Annotated in this window: 18 protein-coding genes; 6 read left to right on the top strand and 12 right to left on the bottom strand. The window is 71.3% G+C overall.

Translation table 11 applies throughout. The features are described from left to right. Positions 1–56: 56 nt before the first annotated feature. The 8 genes from EDD33_RS05465 to EDD33_RS05430 form a co-directional block, all read right to left on the bottom strand. Positions 57–407 carry a DUF4333 domain-containing protein gene (locus EDD33_RS05465; RefSeq protein ID WP_123389442.1) on the bottom strand — a complete coding sequence of 117 codons (351 nt, stop codon included), beginning with the start codon at positions 405–407 and terminating at the stop codon, positions 57–59. Positions 408–452: 45 nt separating this feature from the next. Next, complete coding sequence (locus EDD33_RS05460) at positions 453–1,175, bottom strand: FAD-binding oxidoreductase (RefSeq protein ID WP_246003375.1); 723 nt, start codon at positions 1,173–1,175, stop codon at positions 453–455. 4 nt (positions 1,176–1,179) lie between these two features. Then, the gene (locus EDD33_RS05455; RefSeq protein ID WP_123389441.1) at positions 1,180–1,794 is read right to left on the bottom strand and encodes a sulfite oxidase-like oxidoreductase; all 615 of its coding nucleotides are present in this window, start codon (positions 1,792–1,794) and stop codon (positions 1,180–1,182) included. A gap of 181 nt (positions 1,795–1,975) precedes the next feature. After that, the gene (locus EDD33_RS05450) at positions 1,976–2,395 is read right to left on the bottom strand and encodes a DUF1810 domain-containing protein (protein ID WP_123389440.1); all 420 of its coding nucleotides are present in this window, start codon (positions 2,393–2,395) and stop codon (positions 1,976–1,978) included. After that, positions 2,392–3,630, bottom strand: coding sequence for an NAD(P)/FAD-dependent oxidoreductase (locus EDD33_RS05445; RefSeq protein WP_123389439.1), 1,239 nt, complete (start codon positions 3,628–3,630; stop codon positions 2,392–2,394). Before EDD33_RS05445 ends, EDD33_RS05450 begins: the two co-directional genes overlap by 4 nt. A 40-nt stretch (positions 3,631–3,670) precedes the next feature. Then, complete coding sequence (locus EDD33_RS05440) at positions 3,671–4,042, bottom strand: hypothetical protein (protein WP_123389438.1); 372 nt, start codon at positions 4,040–4,042, stop codon at positions 3,671–3,673. A gap of 10 nt (positions 4,043–4,052) precedes the next feature. After that, complete coding sequence (locus EDD33_RS05435) at positions 4,053–4,682, bottom strand: DUF998 domain-containing protein (protein ID WP_170169705.1); 630 nt, start codon at positions 4,680–4,682, stop codon at positions 4,053–4,055. 85 nt (positions 4,683–4,767) lie between these two features. After that, positions 4,768–5,163, bottom strand: coding sequence for a DoxX family protein (locus EDD33_RS05430; RefSeq protein ID WP_123389436.1), 396 nt, complete (start codon positions 5,161–5,163; stop codon positions 4,768–4,770). A 108-nt stretch (positions 5,164–5,271) separates the two neighbouring features. Here EDD33_RS05430 and EDD33_RS05425 point away from each other — a divergent pair, with 108 nt between their 5' ends. The 3 genes from EDD33_RS05425 (at position 5,272) to EDD33_RS05415 (ending at position 7,893) form a co-directional block, all read left to right on the top strand. After that, positions 5,272–5,892 carry a class I SAM-dependent methyltransferase gene (locus EDD33_RS05425; RefSeq protein WP_123389435.1) on the top strand — a complete coding sequence of 207 codons (621 nt, stop codon included), beginning with the start codon at positions 5,272–5,274 and terminating at the stop codon, positions 5,890–5,892. A gap of 59 nt (positions 5,893–5,951) precedes the next feature. After that, positions 5,952–7,607: a WS/DGAT/MGAT family O-acyltransferase gene (locus EDD33_RS05420; protein ID WP_211332432.1), complete on the top strand. Its 1,656-nt coding sequence runs from the start codon at positions 5,952–5,954 to the stop codon at positions 7,605–7,607. A gap of 112 nt (positions 7,608–7,719) precedes the next feature. Continuing rightward, positions 7,720–7,893, top strand: coding sequence for a CsbD family protein (locus tag EDD33_RS05415; protein ID WP_123389434.1), 174 nt, complete (start codon positions 7,720–7,722; stop codon positions 7,891–7,893). A gap of 85 nt (positions 7,894–7,978) precedes the next feature. On the opposite strand, the gene EDD33_RS05410 is transcribed toward EDD33_RS05415, so the two are convergent. Next, a complete protein-coding gene (locus EDD33_RS05410; RefSeq protein WP_123389433.1) occupies positions 7,979–8,764 on the bottom strand; it encodes a CPBP family intramembrane glutamic endopeptidase in 786 nt (261 codons plus the stop codon). A 530-nt stretch (positions 8,765–9,294) separates the two neighbouring features. Here EDD33_RS05410 and EDD33_RS05400 point away from each other — a divergent pair. Together EDD33_RS05400 and EDD33_RS05395 are read left to right on the top strand one after the other, a co-directional pair. Beyond that, on the top strand, positions 9,295–14,085 hold the full coding sequence (locus EDD33_RS05400; protein ID WP_123389431.1) for a peroxidase family protein: 4,791 nt from the start codon (positions 9,295–9,297) through the stop codon (positions 14,083–14,085). Between the two features lie 232 nt (positions 14,086–14,317). Beyond that, positions 14,318–15,448 (top strand): lytic transglycosylase domain-containing protein, encoded by a 1,131-nt coding sequence (locus tag EDD33_RS05395; RefSeq protein ID WP_211332431.1) that lies wholly within the window; start codon positions 14,318–14,320, stop codon positions 15,446–15,448. 191 nt (positions 15,449–15,639) lie between these two features. Here the strand turns inward: EDD33_RS05395 and EDD33_RS05390 are convergent, their stop codons facing one another. From EDD33_RS05390 to EDD33_RS05380, 3 genes are all read right to left on the bottom strand, one after another. Then, on the bottom strand, positions 15,640–16,890 hold the full coding sequence (locus EDD33_RS05390) for a sensor histidine kinase (protein ID WP_170169704.1): 1,251 nt from the start codon (positions 16,888–16,890) through the stop codon (positions 15,640–15,642). 49 nt (positions 16,891–16,939) lie between these two features. Continuing rightward, on the bottom strand, positions 16,940–17,581 hold the full coding sequence (locus EDD33_RS05385; RefSeq protein ID WP_123393057.1) for a response regulator: 642 nt from the start codon (positions 17,579–17,581) through the stop codon (positions 16,940–16,942). A 134-nt stretch (positions 17,582–17,715) separates the two neighbouring features. After that, the gene (locus EDD33_RS05380) at positions 17,716–18,612 is read right to left on the bottom strand and encodes an AfsR/SARP family transcriptional regulator (protein WP_123389428.1); all 897 of its coding nucleotides are present in this window, start codon (positions 18,610–18,612) and stop codon (positions 17,716–17,718) included. A gap of 224 nt (positions 18,613–18,836) precedes the next feature. On the opposite strand from EDD33_RS05380, the gene EDD33_RS05375 reads away from it, so the two are divergent. Continuing rightward, on the top strand, positions 18,837–20,414 hold the full coding sequence (locus EDD33_RS05375) for a multicopper oxidase family protein (RefSeq protein ID WP_123389427.1): 1,578 nt from the start codon (positions 18,837–18,839) through the stop codon (positions 20,412–20,414).

Here is a 20,414-nt window from a genome sequence, read left to right as displayed (position 1 = left end):
GGTCACGCCGAGCCCGCACCCGACGACCGGGCTGCCCGCGTCCTGCCCGAGTCGGTCTACCGCTTCGGGACGTCGCCCGCGTCGAAGTCGATGTCGTTGCCGCGGCTGCCGCCCGAGCCCTGGGAGGTCACCTCGAGCGGGTAGTCCTTGCCACCGACGGTGACCTGGCAGGTGGTCGAGTCGTCCTCGGCGTCCAGGCCCTCGGGGCAGGAGACCTCCTCGACGTCCCACCCACGCAGCTCGAGGGTGTTCTCGACGGCCTTGGCGACGTCGCTGCCCGTGCTGCCGACCGAGCAGCCGGCACCGAGGACGAGCGCGGTCGCCAGGCCCGCGGCCGCGAGCCGGCGGCGTGCGCGGTGGGTGAGGTGGTCGAGCAGCATCGGGTCCCCCGTGTCGTCGTACGGCACCACCGACGGTAGGGCCGCGACGCCGGGACCCGCGGCAGAACGGCCCTAGCCCGTCGGCCCGAACCGTTCGACCCGGATCGCGTCGGGGGCGAGGCCGCACTCCTGCAGCAGCGTCTCGGCGTACGACGCGAACCGCGCCGACCCGCACACGAACGCGACCTCGACGCCCTCGAGCAGCGGCGTGACCTCCGCGCGGGTCGGCGCTGCGGCCCGGCGGCCGTCGACGTTCGCCCGGGTCCAGGCGAGGGTGGCGCCGGCGGCGGCCAGCTCCTCGGCGTACGGCAGGTGACCGGGGGCGCGACCGACCGCGACCACGCGCAGCAGGTCCGACCGACCGAGGCGGACGGCGGCGCGCTGCATGCTGACGGCCGGGACGACGCCGGTGCCGCCGACCAGGCACAGCGCGGGCGTGGTGGTGTCCCAGGCGAACCAGCGCCCGAGCGGCCCCCGCACCTCCAGCACGTCGCCGACCTCGAGCACCTCGGCGAGGAACTCCGAGACCTCGCCGTCGGGCAGCCTCTCCACGAGCAGCTCCAGGAGCGCGTCGTCGGGGTCCGAGGCGAGGCTGTAGGAGCGCTGGGCGGTGTAGCCGTCGGGCGCGCGCAACCGCACCAGGTAGTGCTGGCCGGGCCGGTGCCGCTGCCGCTCGTCGGGCTCGAGCCGCAGCCGCACGGTGTCGGCGGTGGGCCGGTCGACCTCGACCACCCGCGCCTCGGTCCAGGCGGTCGGACGAGCCGCCACGGCGTCCATCGGGTCGATCGCGCTCACGGTCTCAGTCGCCCTGGTAGCGCTGCTCGACCCACGGGTCGCCGCGGTCGTGGTAGCCGTTGCGCTCCCAGAACCCCTGCTGGTCGTGGTCGAGCAGCTCGATGCGGGAGACCCACTTGGCCGACTTCCAGAAGTACAGGTGCGGCACCAGCAGCCGCGCGGGTCCCCCGTGCTCGCGCGTCAGCGGCTGCCCGTCGGCCTCCCACGCCACCCACGCCTTCCCGTCGCGCAGGTCGGCGAGCGGCAGGTTGGTGGTGTAGCCGCTGCTGGAGTGCACCAGCGCGTACGCCGCCTCGGCTCGCGGGGCGGCCTGCTCGAGCAGCACGTCGAGGCTCACGCCGCGCCAGGTCATGTCGAACTTCGACCAGGTGGTGACGCAGTGGATGTCGCCGGCGTACGTCGACCGCGGGAGCGCCAGCAGCTCCTCCCACGACCACGTCGTCGGTCGCTCGACCAGGCCGTCGACGGCCAGCTCGAACTGCTCGGTCCGGACGGTCGGCGTGGCCTCGGCGGTCAGGGTCGGCCAGCCGTCGCCGACGTCGTACTGGCCCGGCGGCAGCCGGTCGCCCTGCTGCCCCCGCCGCTTGCCCGTGAAGCCGCGGGTGATCCGCCCGCTCATCGCGGGCCCTCCCAGGTGCTCGTGCGCATGACCCCATCCTCGCAAACCCCGGGTGCCCGCGGTCCGCGACGTCGCGCCGGGGTGTGCGTCGCGGGTCGGTCATCTCGCTGCGCGCCACCCTCGTCGCCGACCGACACCCGAGCGCCCGGCCAGGGCTCTCGGTCCGTCCACACCCGAGCCCTCAGCCGAGCCGGGCGTCGGTGGCGGGGTCGGGGCCGTCGGTGTAGCGGGTCAGGACCTCGGCGAACAGCGGCTCGTCGGGGTCGGCGCGCACGAACAGCGTCATCGAGGAGCGCAGCTTGACGGCGTCGATGCCGCCGAGCACCCCCGTCGCCGTGGCGTCGGGCGGGAGGGCGACGAGGGCCTCGCAGCACTCCCGCAGCCGCGCGCCGAGGACGGGGTGGGCGAGGTAGGCCCGGGCCTCGGCGAGGTCGGCGACGGCGTACCGCTGGGCCATGGCGCTGTGCCCCAGCCCGGACACCTGCGGCAGCACGAACCACATCCAGTGGCTCGTCTTGTGGCCGGCACGCAGCTCGGCCAGAGCCCGGTCGTAGGTGCCGCCCTCGTCCTGCGCTGCGACGAACCGCTCGAGGTCGCTCACGAGCCGGAGCCGGTGGACCCGGAGCCGGTCGCCTGGGCGAGCGTCGCGCCCTCGGCCATCAGCTCGCTGCCGCGCTCGTAGTCCTCGTCGCGCTCGTGGGTGAGGACGCCGACCAGTCGGCCGGCCGCGTCGGCGTACCAGACCGTGAACGCGCCCTCGCCGTGGTCGACGGTCTCGGCGTGGTCGTAGCCGTCGCCCCAGGCGGAGTACTTCAGGGTGTGCTCGCCGATGTCGCTCCAGAAGCCGGGCACCTCCGACCACTCCTCGCGCTCCGCGCCCGTGCCGTACGCCGCGGCGTTGCGGCCGGCGGTCCGGCCCATCGCCTCCGCGTCGTACCAGTGCTCGACCGACAGCGCCCGACCCGCGACCGGGTGCTGCGACTTCGCGACGTCGCCCGCCGCCCAGACCCGCTCGTCGGAGGTCTGCATCGAGGCCTCGACGAGCACGCGGTCGTCCTCGGTCGTCAGCGACGAGCCCAGCAGCCCGGTCGACGGGGCGACCCCGACGGCCACGAGCACCAGGTCGGCCGCCACCTCGGAGTCGTCGTCGAGCCGCACCGTCGCGGGCGCGCCGATCGCGGTCACCTCGCGCTCCGTGCGCAGCTCCACCCCGGCGTCGCGCAGCCACGCCGCGATCCGCTCCCCCGCCCAGTCGCCGAGCCGCGCCGCCTGGGGCGCGGGCTCCGGCGTCACCAGCGTGGTGCGTACGCCGCGCCCGGCCAGCGACGCCGCGGCCTCGCAGCCGATGAAGCCCGACCCGACGACGACGGCCGAGGACGCCGTGCCGAGCGCCTCGACGAGCTGCTTGCCGTGCTCCAGGGTGCGCAGCGGGAACACCCGCGCACCGGCCTCGACCCCGTCGAGCTCCACCGGGGAGGCGCCGGTCGCGACCACGAGCCGGTCGTAGGACAGCGAGCCGCCGCCGTCGGTGCCGACCCGGCGGCTGCCGGTGTCGACGGAGGCGACACGGGTCCCGAGCCGCAGGTCGACCTGCGCGAACGCCGCGAGGTCCTCGTCGTCCTCGAGCACGGGGGTCGGCTCGGGAGCGTCCTCGCCGGCGAGCACCGACTTCGACAGCGGCGGGCGCTGGTAGGGCTCGTCGCGGTCGGCGGAGAGCAGCACGACGGGGCCGGACCCACCGGCGCGGACGTAGGCGGTGGCGGCGTGGACACCGGCGGGGCCGCTGCCGAGGACGAGCAGGCCGGCGGTCTCGGGGGAGGTGGGGGTGGAGGTCATGGTCGCCACGTACCCCCTTTGAGCGGCGAGCCCCGGCGCACTACCCCCGCGTGAAGGTCAGCACGGCCCCGACGATCCCGGGCAGCAGGCCCAGCGCGAGCCACGGGGAGATCGGCGACCTGCGGTGGATCAGCATCCCGCAGGCCACGGCCAGGACCCCGATCAGCGAGGCGATGACGTTGGCACCGATGCGGGCGTCGAGCCGGTCGGCGTCGGAGAAGTAGGCGATGAACACCGCACCCACCGACAGGTGCAGGATCGTGGAGACGGCCAGGATCGAGATCACCCAGGTCTGCACCCGCGTCAACGACTCCATCGACCCCTGCGACCGCTGGTGGTGCGCGTGCAGGTCAGCAGGGTCGAGGAGGTGTCGCGACCGCTTGGGTGCGACAGGACGGGACGGGTCGCTCATGGGGTGACGCTCACGACCCCATCGTCCCACGCACACCCGCCGGCCCCGGACGAGCCGGACCCGTCGACGCTCGCGCCCCTCGAGACCCCACCGCCGCGAGCGCGAAGATCACCGGCCACAGCGCGACCCGTTCCAGCACCCCGGCACCCGGCGCTCCCAGCACGAACCCGAGGGCGGCGACCGCGGTCACCACGCCCGTGGCCAGGACCGCCCCGGCGATCCGGGGGTGCTCGCGTCGCAGGCGGACGCCCAGCAGGCACAGCGCCAGCGGCTGCGCGACGAAGAGCGGTGCGGCGGCGAGGAAGTGCAGCCCGGGGTGCTGGTCGACCGGCGCCAGGCCGACCGCGGCCGAGCTGGTCCCGGCCACGACCAGCAGCACCGTCACGACGCGTCCCAGCCGCGGTGCGAGCAGCACCGCCCCGGCCCCGAGCAGCAGTCCGGTGCCGACGAAGGTGGCGTTCATCAGGTCGTGCCACGGCGAGCAGAACCGCGGGTCGCAGGTCAGCGCACCGAGGTCGCTCACGGTGTCGCGGGTCAGCCGGTAGTCGCCGGTGGTCGCGGCAGCGACGACCAGCTCCAGCGCGACGTACGCCGGGCGCAGCAGCCACAGCGCCGCACCCCAGGCCAGTCGTCGCTCCACACCGACGAGCATCCCGCACGACCGGTGGCGGTGCCGGTGACCGTGCGGGTGGCCACGCGGGTGGCCGCGCGGGTGGCCGGCCGGTCTAGGCGGTGGCGGGGACCGACGACGCGCGCGGCGCCACGGCGTACGGCCCCCGACGGGCCCAGGCGACGAACGCGCTGAGCACGCCCAGCACGGCCGGGAGCAGCGCCGTCGCTCCCCCACCCACGACCAGGTCGGCGATGACCGCGCACACCATCGTGAGCGTGAGGCCCGCGGCGGCCAGCGGCGTCAGCCACGGCCGGATCCGCGTCGCGGCCGGCAGCACCAGCCCGATCGCGCCGAGCACCTCGGCCACCCCGGCGATCCGGAACAGCACGACGGGGATGCCGCCCGCCGCCGCCTCGAGGTCCGCCCCCGACGACACCAGCTTGCCCGTCCCCACCATCACGAAGGCCACCGCCAGCAGCGCCGACACCACCCACACGACCGTCTTCATCCCGCACCTCGCCTCTCGTCGTCCCAGCAGGTCGGACGGGCGGCGGGGACCGAACTCATCGGTGGGCTCCGACCACCCTGGCTGCGAGGTGCGAGACAGACTGCAGCCATGTCCGACGACGCCTGGCCGCCCGGCTTCTTCGACCGGCAGGACCCCGGCGACGACGCCGACTTCTACGCACCACCACGGTTCGTCACCCACATCGACGACGGCGCGATCGCCGCGGTCGCCGAGCTGTACGACGAGCTCGGCGTGCCCGACGGCCGCGTGCTCGACCTGATGTCGTCGTGGGTCTCGCACCTGTCCCGGCAGCCGACCGGCGGCCTGACCGCGCTGGGCATGAACGCCCTGGAGCTCCAGGCCAACCCGGTGGCCGACGAGGTCGTCGTCCGGGACCTCAACGTGGACCCACGGCTGCCGTTCGCCGACGCGTCGTACGACTCGGTGGTCTGCTGCGTCTCGATCGACTACCTCGTCCGCCCGGTCGAGGTGCTGCGCGAGGCGGCGCGGGTGCTGCGTCCCGGTGGCCTGGTGGTGCTCACCTTCAGCAACCGGTGCTTCCCGACCAAGGCGGTGCGCGGGTGGCTGGCCACCGACGAGGCCGGCCGGGTGGAGATCGTCCGGGCCTACCTGGAGCGCGCCGGCCTCGAGGGCGTCACGACCGACCTGCGCACCGCGAGGCGGTGGGGCCGCGACCCGCTGTACGCCGCCTGGGCCCGCGCGACCTGACCCCGTCCACACCATGCGATCTGGTGTGACGCACCGCACGGGTGAGGCAGGATCCCCTCATGAGCAAGAAGCGCAGGGTCCCGCCGCAGGACGCGATGTTCCTGTGGATCGAGACACCGGAGACGATGATGCACGTCGCGTCGTTGATGCCGTTCACGCCACCGGCCGACGCGGGACCGACGTACCTGCGCGACATCCTGGACGAGGCGCGCCACCAGCCGGTCCTGCCGCCGTGGAACCAGAAGCTGACGCACCCGTTCCTGCTGCGGCACCCGCGACAGGCGTGGGTCGAGGACGAGAACTTCGACTTCGACTTCCACGTACGCCGCTCCGCGCTCGCCAGCCCGGGCGACGAGCGCGAGCTCGGGATCCTGGTCTCGCGGCTGCACAGCCACCAGCTGGACTTCACCCGGCCGCCGTGGGAGCTGCACGTCATCGAGGGTCTCGAGGGGGGTCGGTTCGCGCTCTACACGAAGGTGCACCACGCCCTCGTGGACGGCTACAGCGCGGTGAAGATGCTGGGGCGCTCGCTCTCGGAGGACCCGGGGAGCAAGGGGAAGTTCTTCTTCAGCCTCGACCCGCCGAAGCGTTCCAAGCCGCCGAAGGAGGCCGTGTCGCTGGTCCGTGCCGTGAGCGGCACCGCGACCGGGGTGGCCAAGGGTGCGCTCGGTGCGGCGGGTTCTGCGGCCGGCGTGGCCAAGGCCGTGATCAAGCTCGAGACCAGCCGCGGGGAGGAGCACAAGAACCTCAAGGGCGGGTGGAGCGCGCCCGACTCGATCTTCAACCAGCGCACCAGCCGGACCCGTCGCTTCGCCACCCAGCAGTTCGCCACCTCTCGCTTCAAGGCCGTCGCGAAGGCGTCGGGCGGGACCCTGAACGACGTCGTGATGGCGGTCTGCGGCGGTGGGCTCCGCGCCTACCTCGAGGAGCTCGGCGAGCTGCCTGAGAAGCCACTGGTGGCCTTCGTGCCGGTGAACATCCGCGACGACGGGGACGAGGGCGGCGGCAACAAGGTCGCCGTGCTCATGGCCTCGATGGGCACCCACGTGGCAGACCCGGTGGAACGGTTGGACGCGGTGATCGACTCGACCCGCCAGGCGAAGAGCCAGATGTCCGGGCTGGGCCAGCTGCCCTCGCTGGCCTACTCCGGCTACCTCCTGGCGCCCAGCATCGCCCAGACCTCGGCCGCCATCGCGGGTGTCAAGAACCCGTTGCCCACCACCTTCAACCTGGTGCTCTCCAACGTGCCGGGGCCGAAGAAGACGCTCTGGCTGCACGGCTCGCGCCTGGAGGCGGTCTACCCGGTGTCGATCCCGGCGCACGGGATGGCGCTCAACATCACCCTGGAGACCTACGCCGACACCATGAACTTCGGCTTCATCGGCGACCGGGAGGCAGTGCCGCACCTGCAGCGGCTGGCGGTCCACACCGGTGAGGCGCTGACCGCGCTCGAGCGCGGTCTCGGACTCCCGACCGGCGCCGGGGACGGCGATGCGTCGGGAGCGCCGGCGACGCGTCAGCAGCCCGGACCGGGCCGGTCGGCCGCGACCCGCGCCGCGCTCGCCGAGGCGGGCAAGAAGGGCGCCGCGAAGAAGACCACGGCCACCAAGCGCACGGCGAAGAAGACGGCGACCAAGAAGACGACGGCCAAGAAGACGACGGCCAAGAAGACCGCGACCCCGAAGACCGCGACCAAGAAGGCCGCGACCGACTGACCGCGTGGCGGGCCGACCTCACGGGCCCCTGGTGCCTCCGGGCGCCCGGGGAGGTTCCTTCCGTCCCGGATCGGGCACAGAGCGCGACACACCCGCTACGAGAGGAACCACCATGGGACTCGCTGACAAGGCCAAGAACACCGCGGAAGACCTCAAGGGCAAGAGCAAGGAGGCCACGGGCGAGGCCACCAACGACGACTCGCTCAAGGCCGAGGGCAAGACCGACCAGACGAAGTCGTCGGCCAAGCAGGCCGGCGAGAACGTCAAGGACGTCTTCAAGAACTGACGCCCCGCCGCACGCCCCGTTCCCGGTTCGCCGGGGGCGGGGCGTGCTCGTGCCCGGGGGGCGAACGGCTCCTCCGCGGCAGGCGTCACGCGGTGGCAGGTGCGCGGTCCGGGTGGTCGTCCCGATCGCGCCCGCGCCGCAGGACGAGGACGACGCCCACCGCGGCCAGGACGAACGCGACCCACTGGACCAGGCTGAGGGCGACGAAGGGCGACCGCGCGTCGGCGGCGGCGTCGCTGAAGGCCAGGGTCGTGAAGTCGATCCAGGCGTGGAGCAGCATGGCGAGGACGAGGGTGCCGGAGACGCGGCGGGTGAGGTAGAGCACCGAGCCGGCCACGAAGGCGATGGCGATCTGCTGCGCGGTGGTGCCGAGGCCCTGGCCGAAGAAGAAGTTCAGGGCGTGGATCAGTCCGAAGATCAGGCAGCTGAAGAACCAGGCCGCCGCCTCACCGAAGCCGCCCCGCAGCCCGACCAGGCCGGTTCCGCGAGCCAGCATCTCCTCGCCGAACCCGACCAGGAGGGTCCCGACGCCGAGGGCGAGCAGGTAGCCGGCGCTCCGGTCGGCGGGGCCGAGGCCGCCCAGCAAGGCGCCGAGCCCGGGAAGGACCATGAGCACCGGCACCGACCACAGCCACGCCGGGACGCGGGTCTCCTCGCGGATCGCGGGACCCCACCACCCCAGGTAGGTCGTGGCGGCGGCCAGGAAGGCAGCGCCCAGTGCGACGGGGACGACGATCCCCCGGACGATGGTGGACGTCGAGTCGCCGACCTCGTCGTAGTCGATGCCGGCCACGGCCCAGGTGACGGCGATGACCGCCAGGTAGCCGAGCACGAGGCCGACCGTGATGAGCGGTCGTGGCTGGATGCGCATGGGCCACCTCGGGGGTACGAGCTGCTCGGCCGCGTTCCGCGCCTCGGAGGGCTGGCTGCCCCCTCCTCGGCCGTTCCCCCCAGCCGGATGACGCCACCAGGATGACACCGGCCGGCGCCCCAGGGCAATGCCCGGACGTCACTGCCCGGAGCTGCACCTGGTGGCTGCCCTCGTGGACCTGGGCGGTCTCGGGGCTGAGCCCCGCGAACGGCGCTGGCCACGCACGACGCGGGTATCGCGACACACAGGTGACACCCGACCGTGCCGCCGTGTGCGCGTCGCGCGGACAGGCACGCCCGGGGCGGCATCGGCTGGCTGCACTCCAGCCGTGCCCTGCACGCCGGCTACACGCTCTGCTTCTCCTGGCTGCTGCTCTTCGCGGGCAGGTTGTCCATCCGCATCGGCGCGGGCCGGGCACTGGCGATGCCGGGCCAGCGGACGGCTGAACACAAGGGATTCTCAAGGTCCTGAGCACAGGGTGACCGGAAGTCCGTCCGTCCGGCTGCTCGCCGCTTCCGAAGTGGGTCATCATGAACCGATCTGGAACACCGTCCCGCACCATCGCCAGGCGGCGGCCGAACACGAGGCGATGGACTGCCGCCCTCGCCGCACTGGCCGTCGTCAGCGCGCTGCTGTCGCCCTGGAGCACCGTGCGCGCTGCGGCGGCACCTGTCGGTCAGGGGTTCAACCTCAACGCCTCTGACATCAGGTTCATCCTGAAGCAGGTCCAGATCGCCGAGCACCACGTCGCGAACACGAACGCCTCGACCGGCCCGTGCGGAGCGCTGCTGGGGCCGGACGCGAACCAGATCCCCGACAACGGGGTCGGCGTCACGTTGCCTTGGGGCCTGCGCACCGTCAGCGGCATCTGCAACAACATCGAGGACGACCAGAGCCACTACGGACAGGCGGACCGGACGTTCCCCCGCCTGGTTGCCAAGAAGCAGCGCGCGGCGGAGAACGGCACCAGCTACGCCCAGACCAGCGGCACGGTCCGTGACAGCGAGCCCCGCACGGTGAGCAACCTCATCGTCGACCAGACGGCCGGCAACCCCGCGGCGGAGGCCGCCGGTGGCGAGAACCCCCAGATCGACGCGCGAACCGGTTCGATCTTCATCCCCAACGTCGCGACCGACACGGGCCTCTCGGCGCCCTACAACTCATGGTTCACCCTCTTCGGGCAGTTCTTCGACCACGGTCTCGACCTCGTCAACAAGGGCGGGAACGGCTCGGTCATGATCCCGTTGAAGGCCGACGACCCGAAGTACCGCGCTGGATCCCCGACCAACTTCATGATGCTCACCCGCGCCACGCAGGACGCTGACGGCGAGGCGAACAACCAGACCTCCCCCTTCGTCGACCAGAGCCAGACCTACACCTCGCACCCGTCCCACCAGGTCTTCCTGCGGCAGTACCAGCTGCGCGAGGGGCGTCCGGTCGGCACGGGCAAGATGATCACCGGCACCGGGGGCGGCATGGCCGACTGGGCCAAGCTGAAGGCCGCTACGGAGACCCATCTCGGGATTCGCCTGGCCGACACCGATGTGTCCAGCGTGCCCCTGCTCGTGACCGACGCCTACGGTCGGTTCGAGCGCGGGCCCCACGGGTTCCCCCTCATGGTGGTCCCGGGCTCCGCCGGCGCCGACGGCGTAACCGGCAACGACGACGACGGTGTCGTCGAGGGCGACCCGAGCGCACCGGTGACGACTGCTGGTGCGACCCGAACCGGGCACGCCTTCCTCGACGACATCGCGCACCACGCGGCGCCGACCGGAGATGCCAACCCCGCCGACGGGCCCGGTCCTGTCGTGGACCTGGCCGAGGACTCCGCCAGTGGGACGGCCGACGACGGCGACCCGGCGACGTACGACGACGAGATGCTCGACGCCCACTTCATCGCCGGCGACGGTCGCGTGAACGAGAACATCGGGCTCACCGCCGTGCACCACGTCTTCCACTCCGAGCACAACCGGCTCACCGACGACATCGCCCGGATCATCGCTGACGACCCCGGGGTGTCCCAGGCCCAGCGCGACGCCTGGCACGCACCTGCTGCGGGGTCTCGCGGCTGGGACTACGAGGAGCGCCTCTTCCAGGCCGCTCGCTTCGTCACCGAGATGGAGTACCAGCACCTGGCCTTCGAGGAGTTCGCCCGCAAGGTGCAGCCGATGGTCAACCTCTTCGGTGAGGGCGGCACGGGCTACCACAGCAACATCAATCCGGCCGTCCGCGCCGAGTTCGCCCACGCGGTCTACCGCTTCGGGCACTCGATGCTCAACGAGTCGGTCGACCGCACGACCGCCAGCGGGACCAAGCGCAACATCCCTCTGTTGGAGGCGTTCCTGAACCCGCCCAGCTTCCTGGCAGGCAACGCCGACCCTGAGTCTGCAGCCGGCGACATCGTGCGCGGCATGACCCGGCAGATCGGCAACGAGCTGGACGAGTTCGTCACCGACGCCCTCCGCAACGACCTGCTCGGGCTGCCTCTCGACCTCGCCACCCTGAACATGGCGCGGGCCAGGGAGACCGGGATCCCGACGCTGAACGAAGCGCGACGCACGTTCCACGCAGAATCCTCTGACGCGGCGCTCCAGCCCTACTCGAGCTGGGCCGACCTCAAGTTCAGTCTCAAGCACGAGGAGTCGCTGGCGAACTTCGTCGCCGCGTACGGAACGCACCCCACCATCGAGTCCGAGACGACGAAGGCGGGCAAGCGCATCGCTGCCGAGGCGTTGCTGACCAACGCGTCGGACCCTGACCCCGCCATCAGCGAGGACGCCTACAACTTCCTCAACAGCACCGGCACCTACGAGAACGGCCCGGGCGGCGTGACCACCACGGGCGTCGACGACATCGATCTGTGGGTCGGAGGGCTCGCCGAGAAGCAGATGGTCTTCGGTGGCCTGCTCGGCCCCACCTTCAACTACGTCTTCGAGGCGCAGATGGAGGACCTCCAGGACGGTGACCGGATGTACTACCTGTCCCGCACTGCTGGGCTCAACCTGCTGACCCAGCTCGAGGGCAACTCGTTCTCCGAGCTGATCCAGCGCAACACCGACGTCGAGGCGCTCCCGGCCGACTCGTTCTCACGGCCCGACTACGTCTACCACGTGGCGAACCTGGGCACGACCGGACCGATCCTGGACGACCCGTCGACCGAGGACTGGAACGAGGGCACGCAGCTGACCAGGACCGCCGACGGCACCATCCGCTACGGCGGGCCAGCCCACGTCGTCTTCAACGGCAGCCCCGGTGACGACAAGGTGCACTCCAGCGAGGGCGACGACACGCTGCGCGGCAACGACGGTCACGACCGCATCGAGGGCGGGGACGGGGCCGACAACCTGATCGGCGGCGACGGCGACGACATCATGACCGACCTGTTCGGTGACGACGTCCTCAAGGGGGGGGACGGCAACGACGCACTCTCCTCGGGTCGCGGCTTCGGCGGTGACCTCAACCAGTCGGGCCGCGGCAAGGACTTCGTCGTCGGCGGCAACGACACGACCGAGACCTTCGCCGGCCCCGGTGACGACGTCGTCTTCGCCGGCGACGCGGAGGACACAGTGTTCGGGGACGACGGCGACGACTGGATCGAGGGCGGCAAGGGTCCCTTCAACCTGCTCCAGGGCGACAACGGTGCCCCGTTCCAGGACGACCCCAACGAGGCCGGTGACGACGTGCTCTTCAGCTACGGCGGCGAGCAGGACTATGACGCCGAGGGCGGCCAGGACGTGATGCTGCTGGGCCCCGGCATCCAGCGAGCAGAGGGGATGCTCGGCTTCGACTTCACCAGTCACAAGGGCGACCCGCTGCCGGGTGACTCCGACATGGACATCACCGGCCTGCTCCCGCCGTCGGTGGACACCAACCGGGACCGCTTCGACCTGGTGGAGAGCCTGTCCGGGTGGAGGTTCGCGGACAAGCTCCGTGGTGACAGCCGTACGGCCGCGGACATGGAGGGACACGAGCTGGACGCCTCTGCGATCGCCAAGGTCCAGGGACTGGCTGCGCTGCTGCCCCAGGACGCCACCTCCTTCACCGGCGGGAACATCCTGATGGGCGGCGACGGTGGCGACCTCATCGAGGGGCGCGGCGGCGATGACCTCATCGACGGTGACGCATGGATGAACGTGCAGCTGCGTGCCACCGACAAGAGCGGCGCGACCAGGTCCGTCGACGACGTCTCCGGACTGCGCGCGGACGTCTTCGCCGGCAACATCAACCCGAAGGACATCGTCATCGTCCGCACGGTCGAGCCCGGTACGCCGGGGACCGCGCTCGACACCGCGACCTTCTCCGGTCCCCTCGCGGACTACGACCTGGTGACCGGGCCGGACGGGCTGACCGTGACACATGCACGCGGCACCGCCACCGACGGCACCGACCGCGTCCGCAACGTGGAGCGACTGGAGTTCACCGACCAGACACTGACGGTGGCACTCCCCACCACCCCGACCGTCGGGACCGCGTCGAGGAGCACCGCGTCGGGGAGCGTGGAGGTCTCGTTCGCAGCCGCATCCGACGGATCGACCACCACCGGCTTCAACATCCAGGTGAAGCAGTCTGGCAACGTCATCAGGACGGTCGACGTCCCGTCGGGGACCGCCACGAGCGCTGTCGTCACGGGTCTCGCACCCGGGACGTACACCTTCGCGGTCAGTGCCGTGAACCCGTTCGGGACGAGTCCGTACTCCGCCGACTCCAACCCGGTGACGGTCGCCGCGACAGCGCCGTCTGCCCCCACGTCGCTGGTGGCGACCCGAGGCAATGGGTCGGCAAGCCTCACCTGGGCCCCGGGGACGGACGGAGGCTCGCCGCTCACCGGGTACACCCTCCAGGTGCGTCTGGGGACGCTCGTCGTCCGTACGCAGCCGGTTGGCACGGTTCGGCCCCTGCAGGTCACGGGCCTGACCAACGGGCTTACCTACAACTTCCGGTTGCGGGCGCGCAACGCCGTGGGCGCCAGCCCCCTGTCCGCCGCGTCCAACGCGGTGACGCCGGCCGGCGTTCCCGGGCAGACCCGGATCCTCGCTCCCGCTCGAGGGGATGTCGGTGGACAGCTGACAGCTGTCGCGAACTGGAACGCTCCCCTGCTGAACGGTGGGTCGGCGATCACGAGCTACCGGGTCAGTGCGCTTCGGATGGCGGCGAACGGGACCACGGTCGTCGGGTCGCCGGTCGTCGTGACCGTTCCGGGGGCCGCTCGAACGGCCAACGTCACCCTTCCCGCCGGCAACTACCGCTTCGAGGTCCGCGCCATCAACGCTGTGGGTGCCGGGGCCGCATCTGCGCGCTCCGCACTGGTCTCGCCTCGCTGAGGGACCGAGGCGGAGAGGGCGGGACCTTCCCGGACATCCGGTCCGGGGAGGTCTCGCCGCAGCACCCACGGCTCCATCCCCGTCGTGCTCCACCCCTGTGACCGGAGAGCCCATGCATTCCACGTCCCGCACCGTCGTCTCCGCAGCCGGTGCCGCCCTCGCTCTGCTTCTCCTGGCGGCACCGGCAGGCGGGGCCCGTCCCGACACGGACGGTGCGTTGACGGCGCCGCGGGTGGCCAGGCACGAGGTAACGGCCGTCGACACCCGGGCACCTGCAGTAGAGCTGCGGCCCAGCGCCAACAGCCATGGGGCGACTCTCGGTTCGACGGCTCTCGATCCGAGAGGGATCGACGACCTGCACCCCGACCTGCACCGCGCCTACTGGTTGGCCGTCCAGAGCGCGCCGGCGGGTTGCCACCCTGGATTCACCCTGCTCGCGGCGATCGGGATGGTCGAGTCCGGCAACGCGGCCGGTCGGCACATCGACAGCGACCACCGTGTGGCGCCCTCCCTGGTCGGGCCGCCGCTCGACGGCGTACGGCGCCCCGTGGTGTCCGACAGCGACGCCGGCCAGCTCGATGGCGACCGGCGCTGGGACCGGGCCTTGGGCCCGCTCCAGCTGGTGCCTGAGGTGTGGCGCGCAGCGGGGGTGGACATGGACGGCGACGGCGTGCGCGACCCACAGAACGTCTTCGATGCTGCTGGTGCGGCCGTGGTCTACCTGTGCGCCGGAAGCCGCGATCTCGCAACGACCGTGGGTGTGAGGCGCGCGATCCTGTCCTACAACCGATCGCCCGGATACCTGACGGCTGTGCTGGACTGGAAAGACCGTTACGACCGTCAGCGCAAGCACCAGATGACGCCCCCCACCCTCATCGGCACCCCCTCGGACGGGGCGGCGGCTCGCCCGGGACCTGACGGGATCATGACGCCGGCAGCCCACCACGGCGCACCGCCCCGGGCCGCGACCAGCCCCTCGTCCTCCGTGACGGCCAAGGGCCCCTCACGAGCAGACGTCACACCGCCCGACGTGCACGCGACGCCCCCGGTGCCGCTGGTCGCCCAGCCTCCGACTCCTCTGCTCACGGCGGAGCCGCGGATCCCCTCCGCCGCGCCAGGTCCGAAGGAGGCCCCGGGTCCGTCACCCGCCGCGACTCCCAGCCCGACGGGGGCCCAGACGGAGGGAGACATGACCGGCATGCGGCCGAGCCCGACGACGACGGCGTCTCCCGCTCCGAGCCCTGTGCCGGTCTGCGCGTTGCCGACGGAGGACCTCTTCCCCGTCGACGTGACGGTCTCGCTCCTTCCCGAGGTCGAGCTGTGTGACGACGAGGCCGACGTCGGCGTGATGCCGCCCAGCTGACCGGGAGCTCAGTGTCGGCGACGAGACCGCTCGGGGGGTGGGGACGGTCCCGCCGCCGACGGCGGTGAGGATGAGCGATGCAGCCGCCCTGCCGGTGTCACAGTCGGGAACCCTCGTGCGTTCGCTCACCTGGCACTCACCGTCCCATCTCCACCTTGTACCCGGCTTGCGTCCCCCCGATGCGATGGTCGTCAGGCAGGTGCCAGGTCCCGGGGGAAGGTTGCCTCGAGCCGCGTGCCACCCCCGGGCCTCCGGGTCACCGACAAACTCCCGCCGACATCACCCGTCGTGTCGCGGAGCAAGGCCAGGCCCAGGTGGACCCCGGAGCCCTCTCCACCGCCAGGGCCCCGACCGTCATCGTCCACGCGGACACGGACGAGGTCGCCCTCCAACCATGTTCGGACGTCGGCCCGGCTCGCCGCGGCGTGCCGGACCACGTTGCGCAGGCCCTCTCGGATCACCCGGTAGCTGAGCCTCAGTGCCGGTAGCGCTTGGCCGTCCAACGCATCTACGTCGATCGTGACCCGGACGCCGCTCTCTTCCTCGGCTCGTGCGGCCAGCTCGACGACGGCCGGAGCCAGTCCATGCGACTCGAGGTCGACCGGGTAGAGGTCCGCCATCGTCGATCGCAGAGCTGCGGAGATACGTCGGACGCGGTCGACGAGCTCGTCGACCGCGGTGCTGGGCACCCTGTCGTCGTCGGCTCCCAGCGAGAGCTTGTAGCCCAGCACGTGGAGGTCCTGCATAACTCCGTCGTGCAGGTCACGGACGATGCGGTGACGTTCGAGGTCGGAAGCATCGAGCGAGTGCTGCAGCAGCACCGAGTTCTCCCCTTGGACCCGCTCGACGCGCCGTACGAGGGACGACGCCAGCGGGAACACAACGAGGGCGAAGACCAGCAACCCGCCCACGGAGACCGGTGCGATCCACGCCAGGCCGGCCCAGGAGTGCTCCTCGAGCTGCGCGGCCGACCAGTAGGACTCGACCAGGAACCGGTCACCGGTGGGACTCGTGGTGGCGGCGTACACCTCGAGCAGCTGGCGCTCGGTGCGTCCCGCAACGTGCTCGGGCCGGTCGAGCTGCGTCACGTGGCCCACGGCGTCACCGGAGTCGAAGAGGCGCTCCACCTCGGGCTCGAGCTCGAAGACCCGACCTCGGAGCTCCGCCTGGTCCGCCCACAGCACGGTTCCGTCCGGGGCCCACACCTTGACGTGCACCAACGAGCTTGCTCGTTTGTGACCGTCGACCAGCTCGCCGAGCGCCGCCCCGCTCACCGGGTCGCCCCGGAGCAGGCCCTCGTGCAGGAGGGACCCACTGATCGACGTGGCGAACGACCGGCCGTGGTCCACTGCGTCCCGGACCGCGAGGTCACGGCTGACCACGCGGGCAACCGCGATGTTGGCGACACCGACCACCACGAGCGCCAGGGTGGCCGAGGCCACGAAGCGACGCAGCGAGCGACGTACGACCCCCTCCCGAGTGGCCGCGTCCTCAGGTCTCCGCGAAGACATGGATCAGGCCGAGGCGTACTGCCTTGGCCACCGCTTCCAGCTGGGAGTGGGCGTCCAGCTTGGCCAGCAGGCTCTTCACGTGTCCGCGGCACGTGTGCACTGAGACACCCAGCTCGCGTGCGATCTGCGTCGCGCCCATCCCGGTCGACAGGTGCCGAAGCACCTCCAGCTCCCGCTGAGTCAAGGTCGGCGGGCCAGCCGTCCGATCATCGGACGATCTCTCGAGCTGGCGCAACAGGCGCGGGTGGACGACGAAGCTCCCGCGCGCGGCCGTCCGCAGGGCGTCGAGCACGCTGTGGAGGTCACCGTCCTTGGGCAGCACGGCGCAGGCGTTCGCATCCGCTGCTCGGCGCAGCAGTCCCTCGTCGATGTTGGCGGACAGGATGACCACCCGCAGGTCCGGTTGTTGCTCGGTGAGCTCGTAGGTCGCGGCGAGACCATCACCGTCCTCGAGCCGGACGTCCATGACGACGATGTCCGGAGCCAGGTCCTCCACCAGGCGCAGTCCGTCCTCCACACCGCGTGCGCATCCCACCGCCTCGAAGTCCGGCTGCGCCTGGATGGCGTCGGCGAGGAGCTCGGCGACGACCCGGTGGTCGTCGATCACCAGAACTCGGTCCATGTGGTGCCCCCTCACGGGGCAGACGACCCGGATGGGCAATCCGGATCGCCACCCCTGCTGCCAGGCTCGCAAACTCCCGAGCTCGCCGCACCTGTCCCGTGCGAGTGGTCTGGCCCACCTCGTGACGAACGTGCTCAGTGACCGGACGTCTGCAGCACCCGGATCGCGACCTCCGAGAGCTGCGCGTCCCGCGCCGGCGGGCGGACGCCCGGCGCGAGCTCGAGCTCCAGGCGCAAAAGCCGGAGCAGCGTCGTGATCGGAGCAGTCGACCTCGTGGCGGCACCTGGAGGCGCGACTCCCGCCGTGAGGATCGTCAGGTAGAGGTCCCGGCTCTGCTGTCCGGGCTCGTCGCCGAGCTCGTGCTTCATGGCGGTCCGGAGCTCCGCATAGGTCATGAGCGCGCTGCCTCGGTTCCCCGCGAACCACTGCGCCAACATCAGCTGACGCCAGGCGTCCTCGCAGAGCGGGTCGCGATCGACAGCTCGGCGCGCCAGTCCGGAAGCGCGCGCATACTCGCCCAGCCCGTTCGCACGCTGGGCCCCCCTGGTGCACAGCCCGACGACGTCGCGGTCCACCTCCTCGCGGGCACGGACGGCCCAGGCGGCGTACGGCACCTCACCCAGGAGCACTCCTTCTGCCAGCTCGACGGCCTCCTCCGCCCACTCCAGGGCCGGGCGCCCCGTCCCGACGTCGGCTGCCCGGCTCAAGCGCCGGAACCAGGTGAGGTCGACCTCGACGTCCGCGCCCGGCGTGAGCACGAATCCGGCCGCGGTCGTGGCCAGCACCGACGAGCGACCTGCCTTCAGCCCCATGGCACGCCTCATCAGGCACACGTAGCTGTCCAGGGTTCCGACGTACGACCGCGGTGGCGACCCTTCCCACAGGTGCTCGGCGAGCTCGCCTCGCGGCACCGGACTCCCCGGATGCAAGGCCAGGATTCCCAGGATCTGGCGCTGCTTCGCACTGAGTCCGGCGCACTGCGCACCGTCGCGGTGGACGCTGATGGAGCCGAACAAACCGATGCTGATCATGATGGTTCCCCCTTGACGGAACGCGACCGTCGACAGCGCGGTCCCGCGTCGCCGAGGCGATCCTGCGCCGCGGTGGACGTGCCGAACAGCCCGAAATTAGGGGGTTGACAGCGCCCCGTCGGGGGCCCGTCCCACCCCCTAGCGCGTCGCTGGTCTGACCTCGTGGTGAGCCGTCCAAGTTTTCTCCAAGGGACTGACGCGACGCTGGTGGCCGGGAGGGGACCATGACACTGACTCGACGTGACTGGCTGAAGATGTCGGCCCTGGGGGCCGCCGCCGTGGCGCTGCCCGTCGAGCGCACGGTCAGCGGCCTGTCCGTGCTCACGTCGCGCATCGCCGAAAGCGCACTTCCCGCGCCGTTCACGACGGGATTCGCCGTGCCGCCGATCATCAGGCCTGTCCGCTCGGATGCGACCACGGACTACTACCGGGTCTCGATGGAGCGCACGTCCGCCGAGATCGTGCCCGGGTTGCGGACTGAGATGTGGGGCTACAACGGCGTGGTCCCGGGGCCCACCTTCGTCGTGCCTCAGGGCCGCAAGGTGATGGTGCGCCATGTCAACAACCTGCCCCCGGCCCATCCCGTTCTCCGGTACGCACCGTGGACCTCGGTGCACCTGCACGGATCGGCGTCGCTGCCGCAGTACGACGGGTATGCCAGCGACATCACCAACCCGGGCCAGTACAAGGACTACCGATACCCGAACTACCAGCCGGCCCGAACGCTCTGGTACCACGACCACGGGCTGCACCACACCGCCGAAAACGTCTTCATGGGGCTGGCCGGGATGTACACGATGACGGACCCGCTCGAGCGGAGCCTCCCGATCCCCCACGGCGAGTACGACGTCCCGCTGATCGTCTCGGACACGATGCTCAACAGCGACGGCTCGCTGTTGTTCACCACCAACGACGAATCCGGCTTCTACGGCGACGTGATCCTGGTCAACGGGCGCCCGTGGCCGGCGATGAGGGTTGCCCGCCGCAAGTATCGGTTCCGCATCCTCAACGCATCGATCAGTCGGTCCTACAACTGGTCGTTGAGCACGGGCGACCGGATGGCCGTCATCGCCACGGACGCAGGACTGATGACCGGGCCGCAGTACGTGTCGAACTTCCGTCATGGCGTCGCCGAGCGCTACGAGGTGGTCATCGACTTCGCGAAGTACCGGGCCGGACAGCGCGTCGTGCTCCGGAGCGGGAGCCCCAAGAACAACATCGGCTTCACCCACACCAACAAGGTCATGGCGTTCGACGTGACCGACGACGGCTTTGACAACGCGGACAACGACGTACCCAGCAGCCTCAATCCCCTCCAGCCGACCATGGCGCTCGCCGAGAGCGCGGCCGTCGCCACCCGGCGGCTGGACTTCGGCCGATCCAACGGCCGGTGGACCATCAACGGGACAACCTGGGACGACGTGGTTCGCAGCCGATTCACGAAGGTCCTGGCGGCGCCCAAGATCGACGACGTCGAGATCTGGGAGCTCCGCAACCTCTCCGGTGGGTGGAACCACCCCGCACACATCCATTTCATCGACTTCAGGATCCTGAGCCGGAACGGCAGGCCCGCACTGCCCCATGAGCGAGGCGCCAAGGACGTCGTCTACCTGGGCGAGAACGAGTCGGTCCGGGTGCTCATCAAGTTCGACCAGGGGCGGGGCAAGTACATGATCCACTGCCACAACCTGGTGCACGAGGACCACGACATGATGGCCCAGTTCGAGATCCGCGACCCGGACGTGGGTGTGTCCGACCCGATGGGGACGCCTGCGTCGTGGCTGCCCGAGACCGAGCTCTGA

The organism is Nocardioides aurantiacus, from assembly GCF_003752505.1.
GTDB classification, from domain to species: domain Bacteria; phylum Actinomycetota; class Actinomycetes; order Propionibacteriales; family Nocardioidaceae; genus Marmoricola; species Marmoricola aurantiacus.
The sequence above is the reverse complement of the archived record's forward strand: the minus strand, read 5'-3'. Positions and strand labels throughout refer to the sequence as shown.